Consider the following 14,759-nt stretch of genomic DNA (forward strand, 5'->3'; position numbering starts at 1 on the left):
AAGTATGAGTAAAACCCATAAAATGGTACGTTTAATGCAAATCACTTCGGTGCTGTTTGCATTTTTCGGCTGTTTAATGATTTTTATTTATACGCCTTTTTATTCTAAGCTGATTGTGGCGACACTGAATGCCTTTGTCCCTGTAGACGTCAATGAAGTTGCAGCACAAAGTCAAAAAATGGCAGCACTTAGTGAGCAAGAAAGCTTAGAACCGGGTTCTGATTTGTGGATTGCCCGCCAAGCGTACTTACGGTTGATGGAAGAGCAAATTAAAGAACATAATTCGCAAAACCTAACCACGATTCAGGCACGCTATAAAGCACTGCAACAGTTAATTATTTCTGAACAGCGTGAAGAGCAAGAAAAAGAGCAAAAGCCTCAAATTCCTTTGGTGGTTGAGACGGCAAGTTCTGAGGTTGACCCGACTGAAAATGTCAAAGAACTGCTAGAGCTGAATAGCAAAGAAAATAAAGCCTTGATGGAACATTATCTCGACTTTTTAAAAACACATAAAGTTGAGACTGTAGAGGAAGAGCCGATAGATGAACAAATCTATCAGGACATCGCACAAATACATTCACAAAATGAAGAGAGAAAAGCGGCATTAAACATGCCGAATGCCATAGTTGTTTTGGGTGGTGGATTAACTTTAGATAAAAACCGTAAAGATATTGTGGTGAATGAATATACGCGATTACGTCTTGAAACCACTTTACAAGTCGAACAACAGTTTAAGCTCCCCATTGTGCTTAGCGGTGTCGAAGCCCCGTATATGCAAAAATGGTTAAAGGCGCGTGGAGTCGATGCGAAACTATTGGAAGATCGTAGTATGAACACCTGCGAAAACTCGCGCTTTAGCTCTTTGCTGTTGCAGAAAAAAGGTGGCGCACCTAGAGTGATTTTAATTACAGATCAATATCATATGCCACGTACACGCCGTTTATTTGCTTTAAATGGTATCGAAACACAGCCGATAGAGGCGCCAATGCCGACCCAATTAACCCAATTGCGTCCAAGTGAACAAAATTATGATCATAGTCGCCGTGCCAATTATGAAATGCTCGCAACGATACGCGATGTACTGTTGGGTTCGAGTGACTGTCGGGAGATTCCATAATGCCTGAACTTCCTTTTTTAAATCCATCGGTACTCAAACAGCTTGAACTTCCTGTGCCGAGTCGTGAGACAACACCACAGCTTTTAATGCCTTTGAATCTAAACCAGCCGTATGAGGCATCGGTGGAGATGGTATCTTATCGTCGTTTATACGGTTTAGATGCGTTGGACTGTGATCACTGGCAAGGTTATGTTCAAATGCCTTTGTTTAAGCTGCATGTCCAAGTTTTTGCACCAAAAATTGAAAAAATCAAAGGTTCAGTCTGTCTGTTGCATGGTTATTTAGAGCATAGCGGAATTTATCAACCTATTATTAAAGAGTTGCTTGAACAAGGCTTTAGTGTACTGACCTATGATCTTCCGGGGCATGGACTCAGTGATGGGTCACCTGCGAATATCCAAAATTTTGATCACTATCAAGATGTGTTACATGCTGTTGTGCGCTATGTTAAACATGCAGAACAGCTACCGCAACCGTGGCTAGGCATAGGGCAGAGCACGGGTGGTGCAATTTTGATGCATCATTTGCTTGAATTTGCCGAACGCCGTGAAAACCCTTATGTGCAACGTGTTTTGTTGTTGTCGCCACTCATTCGACCTGCAAAATCCGCTTGGTGGCATAACTCGGTTGGACTAGGCATTATTCGACGGATTAAACGTCAAGTGCCGCGTCATTTTAGGCGGAATAACCATAACCCTGAGTTCTTACGTTTTGTCCGTTTAAAAGATCCACTACAACCTCGCATGATGGGTATGGACTGGATTTTGGCTATGTCTAAATGGATGTTGGAAATGGAGCAGCGCCCAGCTTGCCGCATTCCTGTCTGGTTAGCCCAAGGTGCGCTGGATCAGACGGTAGACTGGCGTTATAACATTGAGTTTATTCGTGAAAAGTTCCGCTTACAAACTTTATTGATGTTGGAGGAAGGTTCGCATCAATTGATCAATGAGCGTTCGGATATTCGTGCGGCCTTAACAGGTCTAATTCCAGCCTTTTTACATGCGCAGGGTTCATCGAGTGGATATTACTAACATTCTGTGATTCTCTTATCGAAAATAAAAAGGAGGCGGATAGAGCCTCCTTTTTATTTAGAAATGTTCTAATTTGGACATATTCCACATACGGAAATAGAAGTTCTCTTCATCTTTATTTTCACAAGACAGCAGTTCACCATCTTTTAACCAAAAATGCAGCTGCGCATAGTTTCGAATTTCTCGGTCATTAATGCGCTGTGCTAAATGGCGTGCTTTAATTTCTGCTGGATGTTTTAAGCCCGCTGAAGCAATCATTTCCGAAAGTGCTTTTAATGTGTTGTCATGAAAATGCAGCACACGTTCAGCTTTGGTGGGCACATGTAGTGCTTTCTGACGCTCTTTATCTTGTGTTGCAACACCAACAGGACATTGGTTGGTATGACAACTTTGCGCTTGAATGCAGCCCACCGCAAACATAAACCCTCGTGCAGAGTTCACCCAATCTGCACCAATTGCCATGGTACTGGCAATATCAAAGGCACTAACCAATTTGCCACTGGCACCAATTTTGATCTGGGCACGTAAACCCGCACCGACCAGTGTATTGTGTACAAAAAGTAAGCCTTCACGTAGTGGTACGCCCATATTGTCTATCAGCTCGATAGGCGCTGCACCTGTACCGCCTTCTGAACCATCTACCACAATAAAATCGGGAATAATTTGAGTATGTAGCATGGCTTTGACAATACTCATAAACTGCCAAGGTTGACCAATACACAGCTTAAATCCGACTGGTTTGCCTTCAGATAATTCACGCAGTTTTTGAATAAAATGCATCATCTGAATTGGCGTTTTGAAGGCAGAGTGACTTGAGGGGGAAACACAGTCATGATCTCGACTGACGCCCCGTATTTCGGCAATCTCTTCAGAAATTTTATCTTTTGGTAGAATCCCGCCATGACCGGGTTTTGCTCCTTGAGATAGCTTGATTTCGATCATTTTGACTTGAGGTCGTTTGGCTTGCACAGCAAATTTCTCAGGGTCAAATTGACCATCTAGAGTACGGCAACCGAAATACCCACTGCCTAACTCCCAAACAATATCGCCTCCATACTCAAGATGGTACGGACTTAAACTGCCTTCGCCAGTATCATGGTAAAAACTACCCATTTGTGCTCCTTTATTTAAAGCGCGAATAGCATTGGCACTCAAGCTGCCAAAACTCATGGCTGAAATATTGAAAATAGAAGCACTATAAGGTTGTGAGCATTGCGAATTGCCCACCAAAATACGGAAGGTTTTAGGGTCAGCAGGTGTACATGGGCTCAGTGAATGAGTCATGAAGCGGTAATTGTCTGCATAGACATCGATAATGGAGCCGAATGGTTTATCTGCATTTTGGTTTTTTGCACGTTGATAGACCAAACTGCGTTGCATCCGTGAAAAAGGCAGTGCGTCTTGATCTGCCTCAATAAAATACTGGCGAATTTCAGGGCGGAAATCTTCAAAAATAAAACGAAAATGTCCCATAATCGGATAGTTCTTTAAGATCGAATGTTTATTTTGTAAAATATCATGCAAGCCAACAAGACTCAGTAAACCTGTGATCAGCCAAATACTGTTCAGTAAAGTGTCCGAAATAAAATAATTAATATAGATGGGCGTATGGCTATAATGAAAAAAAGAAATGCTCAAGAAAATAAAAATACACAGTAGCCAAATGGAGTGCCGTGAAAAAAAAGTATTGAGTAATTTATGCCGTATGGATTGAGCAGGGCTAGACATATGGCTGGGCATCCTTCCTGGTTGTTTAGACCTAATGTGCCAAGTCTCTGTTTCATCTACAAGTAATAAATTGTTGTTACGCCACTTATTATTTGCAGGAGGAATCCAATATTAAAATCATGGATAAATTTTATATAGATTGATATGTTTAAGAATTTAAAGTATATAAAATGAATATGAACAAGCGCTTATTGTTCAAAAGAAAAAATTATAAATTACTTACTTCTAGGGATAGGTTAGGACAAGCTTTCATCGGTATAGTGTGGTTCAAGAATGATAAGAAAAAGGGGAAGCTTCAGTGAAAAATAAGGAAACTGTTTTGCCTGCACCTGTTTTAATCGTGGAAGATGAAGCCATGATTCGCTCACGTCTAGATCTAATTCTGTCAGAACTGGGCTATAGTCAAGATATGCTGATTTTTGCTAAAAATTTAGCTGAAGCCATGCAAATCATTGCCTCACAACCGATTTCTTTAGCCCTAGTCGATTTAGGGTTGCCTGATGGAAATGGCATCACTTTAATTGAAAAACTCAGAGGCATAGATGAAAGTGCATTAATTCTAGTGATTTCGGCATGGAGTACACAGCAAAGCTTATTTGCCTCGATTAAAGCGGGAGCGAATGGTTATGTATTGAAAGAACGTGATGATGCCGAAGTGCTGATGTCGATACGGAGTATTTTGCGCGGTGGTGCACCGATTGACCCCTTTATTGCTCGTGAAATATTAAATCAAATCTCAACCTCAAATACCCCCCAAACTGAGCGTGTAGAGCAGTTAGATGGTCAAGACTATGACCAACTGACCAATCGAGAAACTGAAATTCTAAACTTGGTGGCACAAGGCCTGAGTAACCGCGAAATTGCTGAGCAATTATTTGTTTCGCGCTATACCGTTGAAAGCCATATTAAGCATATTTACCGCAAGCTTTCTGTTTCAAAAAGAACCAAAGCAGTCAGCACTGCGCGTTCTTTAGGTATTTTATGAGAAATGGCTGGCTGAGCATTTTTGTCACACTGTGTTTGTGTGTGCTTAGCTTTGCCAGTTCCGCACAAACAAACTTTGTTGTTAGTCCAACCTGTAAAGTGAATGTCGATAAAATTTCTGCGGTGAAAACAAGTTCTATCGATGTTGTTCCGAAGACGGGATGGGTAGAGGTCAAAAATCCTGACGTATGGACAGAACGCTGGCCACATTACGATGGCGGCGTTTGGTACCATTTTAATTGGCATTGGAGTTGTAAGGATAGTAATGAACTGAAGCAGCCTTTAGCATTTTCTGTGGAAGGCATGAGTAGCGCAGGCGCTGTTTTTTTTAATCGAAATTTACTTTGGAAAGATAAGCATTTAGTTGAGCCTCTATCCAAAAGTTGGAATACCCCGCGTTTTTGGATCCTTCCTGTCGAAAGCTTAAAACAAAAAAACAATGACATTTGGGTCTATGTCGTTGGTAATAGCTATGAGAGTCCGGGTTTAGGTAATCTAGAATTTTCTGATATCACAACAGCATACGATAAACAACAAAAACGAATTTGGAACAAGAGAGCACTGTTTCAAATTAACTTAGTTATTTCTACTACCTTAGGGTTGGTGTGTTTTGTTATCTGGTTTTTTAGACGCAATGAAACGACATTTTTTTGGTTTTCTGTTAGCTGTTTGTTTTGGGTATTGTTTATTTGGAATGTCATCAATCGAGAAGTGTTTCCTTATCCAAACTCTTTGTGGGTCTTGAAAACTAATCTGACTTTTTTTGTTTTATACAATGTTTGCTTTTGCATTTACCTGCTGCGTTTTGTAAGAACAAAGTTTGCTGAGTTAGAAAAAACCTTATTTTTAGTTGCTGCGGTGTGTATTGTTACCATCTTGTTTATCCCGAGCTTGATGGTCAAGATCGTATTTGCTGTGATTTTCCTGTTATGTATTGCATTATTTATCGCATCATTCTGCTTTGTGATTTATCGCGCCTATAAAACCAAGCGCCGTGATTATATCTTGTTGGTGGTTTGTTTAAGTGTGATTCTTATCGTTATGCTTTACGATATTTCACTACTTTTTGATGGGCATATTAATGACCATCAGCCTTTGTCGCCGTATACCTCACCGGTGATCACTTTTTTTATTGTGATTATTCTCGCAACACGGTTAGATAAAAATATTAAAAAGATACAAAGATTTAATAGTGAACTTGAGCAACGAGTGAGCTTTGTGACCAGTAACCTGTCCTCTAGTTTATATGCTCGACACCAATTAGAGCTTGAAAATGTCCGTCTACAAGAGCGTATTCATTTAGCGCATGATTTGCACGATGGTTTGGGTGCATCTTTGGTTCGTTCCATGATTTTGGTGGATCAGAGCTCCAGCACCATGTCGAATCAACAATTTTTATCCATCCTCAAATTGCTTCGAGATGATTTAAGACAAATTATTGACAGCGGGTCTTTAACCAATAACAAAACGCCAGATAATCCTGTGTTATGGATTGCTCCTGTTCGGCATCGGTTTAGTCAGATCATGGATGAGTTGGACATTGAGGCGACTTGGAGCATTCCAGAGGCATGGGAAATACAACCGACAGCACTACAATGTTTGACTTTAATTCGTGTGCTTGAAGAAAGTTTGACCAATATTATGAAGCACAGCCAAGCACGGCATATTGATGTAAAAATGTATTATCCAAGTACAACTCACTTGGTCATGATTATTCAGGATGATGGCGTAGGTTTTAATGTGGAGTGTGTGCTTAACCACGGGATGGGCATTGGTATGCGCAGTATGAAAATGCGTTTAGAAAAAATTGGTGCTGAGCTCAATATCGAATCTGAAAAAGGCTGTACCAAAATTATTGCCAGTCTAAGGTTTGGTGAGGGAGAAAGTGCTGAGTAGATTAGACTACTCAGCACTTGATCTACTTATGGATGGCTTAAGCTTCGTCGGGTGGGAGTAGCATTAAGACAGATTCGTTCATCAGCATCGAAATATCTTCTAGAATATCGGCATCATATAAGCTTTCATCAAGTAACAGTGCTTCACCATCTGCTAAGTTCTTGAGTAATGGTGCAAATTGCTCTGAAATGCATAGCCCTTCACCATTGGCCCAAAATAAGAATTCATCCTCATCATGGGTATAAAGTAGGCGAGAAGCAGGTTCTAAGATCAGTTGATAGCCTTGGTCTAAAATACCTTCTAGATCTCCTGTGCCAATCTCTTCAGCTTCAGGAATATTTTCAGGGTATTTCGGCTCTGACATCAAGGTCATAATAGCATCTTCAAGCAACGTTGAATTTTGTAGCTGCGCCAAAATTTCTGCTTTTAAATAATCCAATTCGTTTTGTGTTAATTGGCCGATCGGACTTTGTTGGTCACGAACAATATCGAGTAAAGGATTACGTAGCAGAGCTTTATCAGACAGTTTGTCGCCTACACGGTCTACCATGTCGGTGACGTTTGGCATACGGAAGCCAAAAGAGAAAGTCAGGCAGTCATCTTCGGCTACACCAAAATGTGATAAACTTGGTGGTACATAAAGTAGATCACCTGGTGCTAATACTTCGTCAAAATGTACGTCAATTTCAGGCAGTAATTTTAAAGGTTGGCCTGCAACAATCTCAGATTCAGCATCGCACATTTGACCCAACTGCCAACGACGATGACCATAACCTTGAACTAAAAAGACATCGTAAAAGTCAAAATGCTTTCCGACAGAACCACCCTTAGGTGCATAAGACACCATGATGTCATCACGGCGCCACTGCGGAATAAAAGGAAATTTTTTCCACAGTGCTGCTAAGTCAAAAGAGTAGTGGTCTACGGCTTGAACCAATAAAGTCCAGAGTTTTGGCATCTTTTGAAAATCAGCTTTTAACAGCGGTGAAGACTTGACCGACCACTGATTTGGGTCACGGTCTTTTTGTTTGATGAGACGAGCTGTGACATTTTCATCTAAAGCCAGTTCCATAATATCGCTAGGTTCTAAAATATTGATAATTTCAGGCAGCGCGTTGCGGACCAATAATGGCTTTTTTTGCCAATATTCGGCAAGGAATTGTTCAGCTGTAATACCGCCAAGAACATCAAGAGATTGGGACATGAAAATAGCCTAAGCAAATTTAAAACAATATTGTGACTATTGTCTTATGAACGAATGTCTATGTGCAAGTATCGTTAGATTTATTTAAATAAATTGAGTTTGTCTCAGTCGTTATGATTGTAGGTATCAAAATTTTTACAGCATAATAGGTCTAAAATATAATGAAGAAAAATAATGTTAAGTAAAGAAGATGCCTAGAAAATGGCGAATGAGATATTGCAAAAAGAAAGAGAGAAAAGTCAGTCCAAATTAGCGAAAAAATCATCCACAATCGATAGGATATATAAAACAAAAAAATTGGCTAAGGTACCGCAATATCAGCATATCTTACTTTTTAGACAAGCCAAAAGTCTCGCTGAGGATCATCCGCTATATAATAAAATGTGGTATGGCTATTTGGTATTGGTATTGGTATTGGTATTTGTCAAATATCTCTTTAGACAGAGGGAAAGTGTGAGTAGCTTTGACCATAATAATATTGGTCTATTTTCATTTCTTATTCTTTTTATACTGATTACGCTATACCGTAGTTTATTCATTCGAATCTACTTTAAACGACTCATTCAAGCTTATCTCTCAGTAAATTCGTCTAAAAAGCTTTGAGCGATTGGCTATATATTTTATTCATGCTGTTGTTACATTTAATGCTCAAAATTGAACAGCAACATCTGCAGCTGTTCAATTTGTTGAGGAACCAACTAAAAATACTTCTACATAATTATGGCACAAGCACTTTTAATTCACGCAGAATATGACACAGCTGAATCATAGGCATACCCATCAACGTGGTTTGATCTTGTCCTATCATTTGTTCAAATAAGCTGATACCAAGACTTTCACACTTGAAGCTTCCAGCACACATCAGTGGTTGTTCAACTTCAACATAACGCTGAATTTCAGGCAGTCCCAGTTTACGGAATTTGACTTTATAGTGTTCAACTAGACTACGTTCAAAGCCAGTTGAGTGTTGCTGCACGCTGAGTGCGGTACTGAAGTAGACAATTTTGTCCGAATTGGCCTGTAGCTGTTTAATGGCTTTTTCAGTACTCAATGGCTTACCAATAAAAATATCGGGTGCACCTTCACGCCATGCCACTTGATCTGAACCAATTACGATTGCTTCAGGGTTCTGTGACGCAATGACATGCGCTTTTTCAAAAGCCAGTCGTTTGGCTAAATCATCGGCATGGCTTTCACCACGAGGCGATTCGTCTATATCAGGCACAACGCAGCGGTAGTCTAGACGTAAACGATTCATGAGGTCTTTACGAGTTTGACTGCTTGATGCCAAGATAATTTCTGAAGTATTCATTCGACTGCATATTCCATAAGCACATTCAGCGGGACATAGGACAGTACAGCTTGATGGCAAGCTTGAACTTTAACAGGAGGCGCAAAACCGGCCTGATAAGCTTCTACCCAACGGGTCACACAGATACACCAAAAGTCACCAGGTTGTAGACCTGGAAAGTCAACTTCAGGCACAGGGGTAATGAGATCATTACCTACACGCTGAGAAAAATTTAAAAACTCAGAGGTCATTTCAACACAGATCGTGTGTTGTCCCAAATCGGAAGGTGCTGTATGACAAAAACCATTACGGAAATATCCCGTAATCGGGGAATAACAACAGCTGGATAAAGGTTCACCCAAAACGTTTAAACGGTTTAGATTTGGATCAGGATGAATAGACATAAATGCTAAATCTAGTGAGACTTTTCACTATGATAGCAAAACTTTGCCTTTCGTTTGCTTTTCTGAAAAAGAAGCTAACCTTTTTCTGCATAATCATTTAAAATCGACGCGATTTTTATATATAGAAAGAGAGCTCTACATGAATTTTCAGCGTATGACTGACCTCGATTTAACGGGTAAACGTGTTCTTATTCGCGAAGATTTAAACGTTCCTGTTAAAAATGGTGTGATTACAAGCGATGCACGTTTACGTGCCGCTTTACCAACAATTAAAGCAGCGTTAGCACAAGGCGCAGCCCTAATGGTTTATTCTCACCTTGGTCGTCCAGTTGAAGGTGAGCCAAAACCAGAACAATCATTAGCACCTGTTGCTGCGTATTTGACTGAAGCATTGGGTCAAGACGTTCAATTAGTGACCGATTACCTTGATGGTGTTGAAGTTGCAGCAGGTCAAGTAGTGCTCCTTGAAAACTGCCGTTTTAACGCGGGTGAAAAGAAAAACAATGCAGAACTTGCAGCAAAATATGCAGCACTTTGTGATGTATTTGTGATGGATGCATTCGGTACAGCGCACCGCGCAGAAGCATCAACTGAAGGTGTGGCACGTTTAGCGAAAGTTGCAGCAGCGGGTCCTTTATTGGCGGCTGAGTTAGATGCACTTGGCCGTGCATTACAAACCCCTGAAAAACCAATGGTTGCTATTGTTGCGGGTTCTAAAGTATCGACTAAGTTAGATGTGTTGACATCACTTTCTGATATTTGTGATCAATTGATCGTGGGTGGTGGTATTGCCAATACGTTCTTGGCTGCAGCAGGCTTCAATGTAGGTAAATCATTGTGTGAAAATGATTTGATCGATACGGCAAAGGCAATTGCGGCAAAAGTTTCTGTGCCGCTTCCAACGGATGTTGTAGTAGCTGATGCTTCTGAAATCGATTTTGCAGACTTCTTAGGTTCATTGGCTGCTGCTAAAGCAGTCGTGAAGAAAGTTGAAGATGTGACTGACAATGACATGATCTTGGATGTAGGTCCAGAAACAGCAAAAGCATTTGCAGACATTCTAAAAACGTCAAAAACGATTCTTTGGAATGGCCCAGTGGGCGTATTTGAAGTTGATCAATTCGGCGAAGGCACAAAAACTTTATCTTTAGCGATTGCTGAATCTGCTGGCTTCTCTATTGCAGGTGGTGGTGACACTTTAGCTGCGATTGATAAATACGAAGTTGCTGACAAAATCGGTTATATCTCAACTGGTGGTGGTGCATTCCTTGAATTTGTCGAAGGCAAAACACTTCCTGCAGTTGCAGCGCTGATAGAGCGTGCACAATAATTATTGTGTGCTCATGCTGTTGTAAAAAGGTTGACTTCGGTCAACCTTTTTTTATGGGATTAATAAATCTATTCATCATTCAGTCATGATAATGAAATAATGCTGAAATAAACTACAGGGCATTAAATCATCTGTTCTAGGAAAACATTATGAATTTAAAAATGACCCTTGCTGCACTTTTGTTAGCACCATTGGCACTGACTGCTTGTAAGAAAAATGAAGCACCAGAGCAAACCGCTGCGGCATCTGAAACAGCAGCAGTTGAAGAAGCTGTAACGGCTGAACAACAAGCGGCAATTGATGCGATTGATCAGCCAGAGTTGGATGAAAAGAACAAAGACATTCCTGCTGAAGTTGCAAATGCACCAGCAGATGCTGCAACAGCGGATCCTGCGGTAGAGGCTTCGGCTGCTACAGCACACTAAATACACGCGAATTTCGTAAAAAGTCCCTGCAATTGCGGGGATTTTTTTTAAATAGTGTTATTTGTTGCTGAATTGAAACCTTTGAGCATGTAGAATATGTCGCATCAACTGGGAGGACATTATGGCTCTTATTTCATTGCGCCAGCTCTTGGATCACGCCGGCGAACATGCTTACGGCGTACCAGCATTCAACGTAAACAACTTAGAACAAATGCGCGCAATCATGCTTGCAGCAGATGCGACAAATTCACCTGTTATCGTACAAGCATCAGCGGGTGCGCGTAAATATGCAGGTGCTCCATTCTTACGTCATCTTATTTTGGCTGCAATTGAAGAATGGCCACACATTCCAGTGGTAATGCATCAAGACCATGGTACAGATCCAGACGTTTGCCAACGTTCAATTCAATTGGGCTTCTCATCTGTGATGATGGATGGTTCATTGGGTGCAGACGGTAAAACACCAACAACGTATGAATACAACGTTGATGTAACTCGTCGTACAGTACAAATGGCGCATGCATGTGGTGTTTCAGTTGAAGGTGAAATCGGTTGTTTAGGTAGCCTTGAAACTGGTATGGCGGGTGAAGAAGATGGTGTAGGCGCTGAAGGTGTTCTTGATCATTCTCAACTTCTCACTTCAGTTGAAGAAGCACGTCAGTTCGTTGCAGATACCAATGTAGATGCACTTGCAATTGCAGTGGGTACTTCTCACGGTGCGTACAAATTTACGCGTCCACCTACAGGCGATATTTTGGCGATTGACCGTATTAAAGAAATTCATGCGGCGCTGCCAAATACCCACCTTGTGATGCACGGTTCAAGCTCTGTACCACAAGAATGGTTAGCGATCATTAACCAGTACGGCGGCGACATCAAAGAAACTTATGGTGTTCCTGTTGAGCAATTGGTTGAAGCAATCAAGCACGGTGTTCGTAAAATCAACATCGATACAGACTTGCGTTTAGCATCGACTGGTGCAATGCGTCGTATGATGGCTGAACAACCAAGCGAATTTGACCCTCGTAAATTCTTCGCGAAAACTGTAGACGCAATGAAACAAATTTGTGTTGACCGTTATGAAGCATTTGGTACAGCGGGCAATGCCGACAAGATTCGTCCAATTTCTTTAGAGAAAATGGTTGATCGTTATAAATAATTCTTTTTGAATAAGTTATATTGGAAAAGCCCACCCTGATGTGGGCTTTTCTATGTGTGTTTATATTCGAGGCGACAATAATAAGAGTGTGCTATGGAACTGATATTTGCTGCGGCCTGTTGTAGTGTGGTGGTCTCCATTCTTTTAAAATGGGGTAAAAACAAAGGATTTGATCCGATCCAGATGATTAGCTGGAACTATGCTTCAGCCAGTTTACTGTGTTACTTCTGGTTTAAACCTGATCTAAGCCACGTTTCTATTTCAAATACTCCGTGGTGGCTGATTGTCGCGCTTGGTGTCTTGTTGCCGAGTGTATTTTTATTTTTAGCTAAATCTTTACAATATGCAGGCATTGTCAAAACAGAAATCGCACAGCGTTTGTCGGTGATTTTATCTTTATTGGCGGCTTATTTTATTTTTCAAGAACAGATTAATCAGCTCAAAATTGTAGGGGTAGTCTTGGGGCTTGCCGCCGTGATGTGCATTTTATTTACCAATGCCTCTGGTGGTGGAGAAGGTCAAAAACAGGCTGTGTGGTATTTAGCACTAGTCTGGTTTGGTTATGCGCTGATTGATGTCTTACTCAAATATACAACAGGGCTGGGTGTGCAGTTTTCTGTTGCGTTAAGCCTGATGTTTATTTGCGCGTTTTTATTGTCAGTCGGTTATGTTGCCGTGACTACGAAAAATATCGGCTTAACCAAGAACGTCGTGGCAGGTTTATGTCTTGGCGTGTTGAACTTTGCCAATATCGCACTTTATGTCAAAGCTCATTTGCTACTCAAGGATAGCCCCGCGGTGGTTTTTGCGGGCATGAATATTATGGTGGTGCTGTTAGGCGTATTCAGCGGACTACTTTTCTTTAAAGAAAAGCTCAAACTCGCAACAGCAATCGGATTGGTGTTGGGTATCACAAGCGTGGCTTGTTTAGCTTACGCAATGTCTGTTTAAAATAGTTCTGCACAAAGGAAAAAGGGTGTTTGAGCAGATCTTCAATTACTGCAATTCCTAATAACAGCCCTGGTTGCTCACAACTGGGGCAATCGGGATAGTGAGGGCGCATGATATGTTGATACTGACCTAAATAGATTTTATTACAGTGTCCACATTCAAATTCCATCGGCATATTGGGCTTAACAGACATCAGCAACCTCACTATTTTTGTTTTGACATTAAACATGATAATGCAATTTTCAGGCCCAAAATATAAAAGGGACTAAAGTCCCTTTTATATACAAATAGCATTACAGCTGCGTGAAAATATCTTCTTTGCTTAAACGAGACTTTGGCAATTTTGCATTAAAGTCGGCATCACTACGATAGCCTAGTGTAAGCAATACAGAAGGGATTAGACCTTGTTCGGCTAAACCCAGCTCTTCACTAATAATGGATTCATCAAAACCACCAATTGGTGTCGCATCAATTTTTTCAATACCAGCAGCCAATAGAATTTGACCTAAAGCAATAAAGGTTTGGTTTTCAGCCCAACGCTGCACATCACCTTTTTTATTGCGGTAATAGTTGACATAACCTGAACGGCTGTCTTTTTGGCCCTGCTTAGTTGCCTCATCTTTAAAACGACCATGTAGGTCATCTTGATGCAATAAATTTTCCAAATGTTGCTCAGAAATATCGGCTTTGGTGCAAAATAAAATCGTATGTGATGAATCTAGCACTTTGGGTGCATTGTATGAGTATTTACCTACTAGTGCTTTTGCAATCCGCTCTTTGGCGTTTGTGTTTTCTGCAATGAAGAAGTGCCAAGGCTGGATATTGATAGACGATGGCGTTAAGCGGAGAATTTCTAATAATCGAGTAAACTGTTCATGAGGGATCTTTCTATTTGGGTCATAAGCTTTGGTGGTATAACGACTTTTTGAAATATTTAGCAGATCCATAATCGCACTCAATTTATTGTTGATGTCTCATTCTAACCGATGAAAGGAGACTTGTGATCACACTACAACTCGAACAAACTTAGATTTTAGTTGAATATGTGTACTGGCTGAACACGCATTTAAGCGCCTGTGAATAAAGTATTTATATGAAAAGTTTTTTATTTCAAACAGATAAAATAATAAAAAAGTCATTCTATTAAAAAATGGGTCACTTTTGCTTAAATCTTGACAACCTTGTATAATGGAGACTACGAGTAGGTATTGTTCCTACTTTTCTATGATATAGCTGATT

At 40.6% G+C, this 14,759-nt stretch carries 13 protein-coding genes; 8 read left to right on the plus strand and 5 right to left on the minus strand.

Features of this window, described 5'->3' with window-relative positions:
• Positions 1-4: 4 nt before the first annotated feature.
• On the plus strand, positions 5-1,117 hold the full coding sequence (locus tag ACF8FD_RS05480; protein WP_392453265.1) for a YdcF family protein: 1,113 nt from the start codon (positions 5-7) through the stop codon (positions 1,115-1,117).
• The gene (locus ACF8FD_RS05485; protein WP_004696940.1) at positions 1,117-2,148 is read left to right on the plus strand and encodes an alpha/beta hydrolase; all 1,032 of its coding nucleotides are present in this window, start codon (positions 1,117-1,119) and stop codon (positions 2,146-2,148) included. The genes ACF8FD_RS05480 and ACF8FD_RS05485 overlap by 1 nt, the downstream gene beginning before the upstream one ends.
• A gap of 57 nt (positions 2,149-2,205) precedes the next feature.
• Here the strand turns inward: ACF8FD_RS05485 and ACF8FD_RS05490 are convergent, their stop codons facing one another.
• Positions 2,206-3,876, minus strand: a complete 1,671-nt coding sequence (locus ACF8FD_RS05490; protein WP_392453266.1) for an FMN-binding glutamate synthase family protein — start codon at positions 3,874-3,876, stop codon at positions 2,206-2,208.
• Positions 3,877-4,174: 298 nt separating this feature from the next.
• Here ACF8FD_RS05490 and ACF8FD_RS05495 point away from each other — a divergent pair, with 298 nt between their 5' ends.
• Both ACF8FD_RS05495 and ACF8FD_RS05500 read left to right on the plus strand, forming a co-directional pair.
• Positions 4,175-4,861: a response regulator transcription factor gene (locus ACF8FD_RS05495; RefSeq protein ID WP_125281639.1), complete on the plus strand. Its 687-nt coding sequence runs from the start codon at positions 4,175-4,177 to the stop codon at positions 4,859-4,861.
• Entirely contained in the window at positions 4,858-6,756 is a 1,899-nt protein-coding gene (locus ACF8FD_RS05500; protein WP_392453267.1) for a 7TM diverse intracellular signaling domain-containing protein, read from the plus strand. The genes ACF8FD_RS05495 and ACF8FD_RS05500 overlap by 4 nt, the downstream gene beginning before the upstream one ends.
• Before the next feature lie 37 nt (positions 6,757-6,793).
• Here ACF8FD_RS05500 and ACF8FD_RS05505 read toward each other — a convergent pair whose 3' ends face one another.
• From ACF8FD_RS05505 to ACF8FD_RS05515, 3 genes are all read right to left on the minus strand, one after another.
• Positions 6,794-7,960, minus strand: coding sequence for a cupin domain-containing protein (locus ACF8FD_RS05505; protein WP_279693558.1), 1,167 nt, complete (start codon positions 7,958-7,960; stop codon positions 6,794-6,796).
• Positions 7,961-8,678: 718 nt separating this feature from the next.
• On the minus strand, positions 8,679-9,272 hold the full coding sequence (locus ACF8FD_RS05510) for a nucleoside triphosphate pyrophosphatase (protein WP_178927958.1): 594 nt from the start codon (positions 9,270-9,272) through the stop codon (positions 8,679-8,681).
• Entirely contained in the window at positions 9,269-9,655 is a 387-nt protein-coding gene (locus ACF8FD_RS05515; RefSeq protein WP_004696950.1) for a DUF2237 family protein, read from the minus strand. Before ACF8FD_RS05515 ends, ACF8FD_RS05510 begins: the two co-directional genes overlap by 4 nt.
• 139 nt (positions 9,656-9,794) lie before the next feature.
• On the opposite strand from ACF8FD_RS05515, the gene ACF8FD_RS05520 reads away from it, so the two are divergent.
• The 4 genes from ACF8FD_RS05520 to ACF8FD_RS05535 all read left to right on the plus strand — a co-directional run bounded on the left by ACF8FD_RS05520 (position 9,795) and on the right by ACF8FD_RS05535 (position 13,520).
• A complete protein-coding gene (locus tag ACF8FD_RS05520; protein ID WP_125274353.1) occupies positions 9,795-10,985 on the plus strand; it encodes a phosphoglycerate kinase in 1,191 nt (396 codons plus the stop codon).
• A 149-nt stretch (positions 10,986-11,134) separates the two neighbouring features.
• Complete coding sequence (locus ACF8FD_RS05525) at positions 11,135-11,410, plus strand: hypothetical protein (RefSeq protein ID WP_004696954.1); 276 nt, start codon at positions 11,135-11,137, stop codon at positions 11,408-11,410.
• Positions 11,411-11,531: 121 nt separating this feature from the next.
• The gene (gene fba, locus ACF8FD_RS05530; RefSeq protein ID WP_004984718.1) at positions 11,532-12,569 is read left to right on the plus strand and encodes a class II fructose-bisphosphate aldolase; all 1,038 of its coding nucleotides are present in this window, start codon (positions 11,532-11,534) and stop codon (positions 12,567-12,569) included.
• A gap of 93 nt (positions 12,570-12,662) precedes the next feature.
• Positions 12,663-13,520: a DMT family transporter gene (locus tag ACF8FD_RS05535; RefSeq protein WP_279678895.1), complete on the plus strand. Its 858-nt coding sequence runs from the start codon at positions 12,663-12,665 to the stop codon at positions 13,518-13,520.
• A 293-nt stretch (positions 13,521-13,813) separates the two neighbouring features.
• Here the strand turns inward: ACF8FD_RS05535 and nfsB are convergent, their stop codons facing one another.
• Positions 13,814-14,467 (minus strand): oxygen-insensitive NAD(P)H nitroreductase, encoded by a 654-nt coding sequence (gene nfsB / locus ACF8FD_RS05540; RefSeq protein ID WP_005401202.1) that lies wholly within the window; start codon positions 14,465-14,467, stop codon positions 13,814-13,816.
• Positions 14,468-14,759 lie beyond the last annotated feature (292 nt).

Origin of the sequence: Acinetobacter sp. TYF_19 (genome assembly GCF_043105125.1) — a bacterium.
GTDB classification, from domain to species: Bacteria; Pseudomonadota; Gammaproteobacteria; order Pseudomonadales; family Moraxellaceae; genus Acinetobacter; species Acinetobacter johnsonii.

Coding starts and splice junctions, on each gene's coding strand:
- ACF8FD_RS05525 (WP_004696954.1), top strand. CDS start 11,135: ATGAATTTAAAAATGACCCTTGCTGCACTTTTGTTAGCACCATTGGCA.
- ACF8FD_RS05490 (WP_392453266.1), bottom strand. CDS start 3,876: ATGTCTAGCCCTGCTCAATCCATACGGCATAAATTACTCAATACTTTT.
- ACF8FD_RS05510 (WP_178927958.1), bottom strand. CDS start 9,272: ATGAATACTTCAGAAATTATCTTGGCATCAAGCAGTCAAACTCGTAAA.
- ACF8FD_RS05480 (WP_392453265.1), top strand. CDS start 5: ATGAGTAAAACCCATAAAATGGTACGTTTAATGCAAATCACTTCGGTG.
- ACF8FD_RS05535 (WP_279678895.1), top strand. CDS start 12,663: ATGGAACTGATATTTGCTGCGGCCTGTTGTAGTGTGGTGGTCTCCATT.
- ACF8FD_RS05520 (WP_125274353.1), top strand. CDS start 9,795: ATGAATTTTCAGCGTATGACTGACCTCGATTTAACGGGTAAACGTGTT.
- fba (WP_004984718.1), top strand. CDS start 11,532: ATGGCTCTTATTTCATTGCGCCAGCTCTTGGATCACGCCGGCGAACAT.
- ACF8FD_RS05485 (WP_004696940.1), top strand. CDS start 1,117: ATGCCTGAACTTCCTTTTTTAAATCCATCGGTACTCAAACAGCTTGAA.
- ACF8FD_RS05500 (WP_392453267.1), top strand. CDS start 4,858: ATGAGAAATGGCTGGCTGAGCATTTTTGTCACACTGTGTTTGTGTGTG.
- ACF8FD_RS05505 (WP_279693558.1), bottom strand. CDS start 7,960: ATGTCCCAATCTCTTGATGTTCTTGGCGGTATTACAGCTGAACAATTC.
- ACF8FD_RS05515 (WP_004696950.1), bottom strand. CDS start 9,655: ATGTCTATTCATCCTGATCCAAATCTAAACCGTTTAAACGTTTTGGGT.
- nfsB (WP_005401202.1), bottom strand. CDS start 14,467: ATGGATCTGCTAAATATTTCAAAAAGTCGTTATACCACCAAAGCTTAT.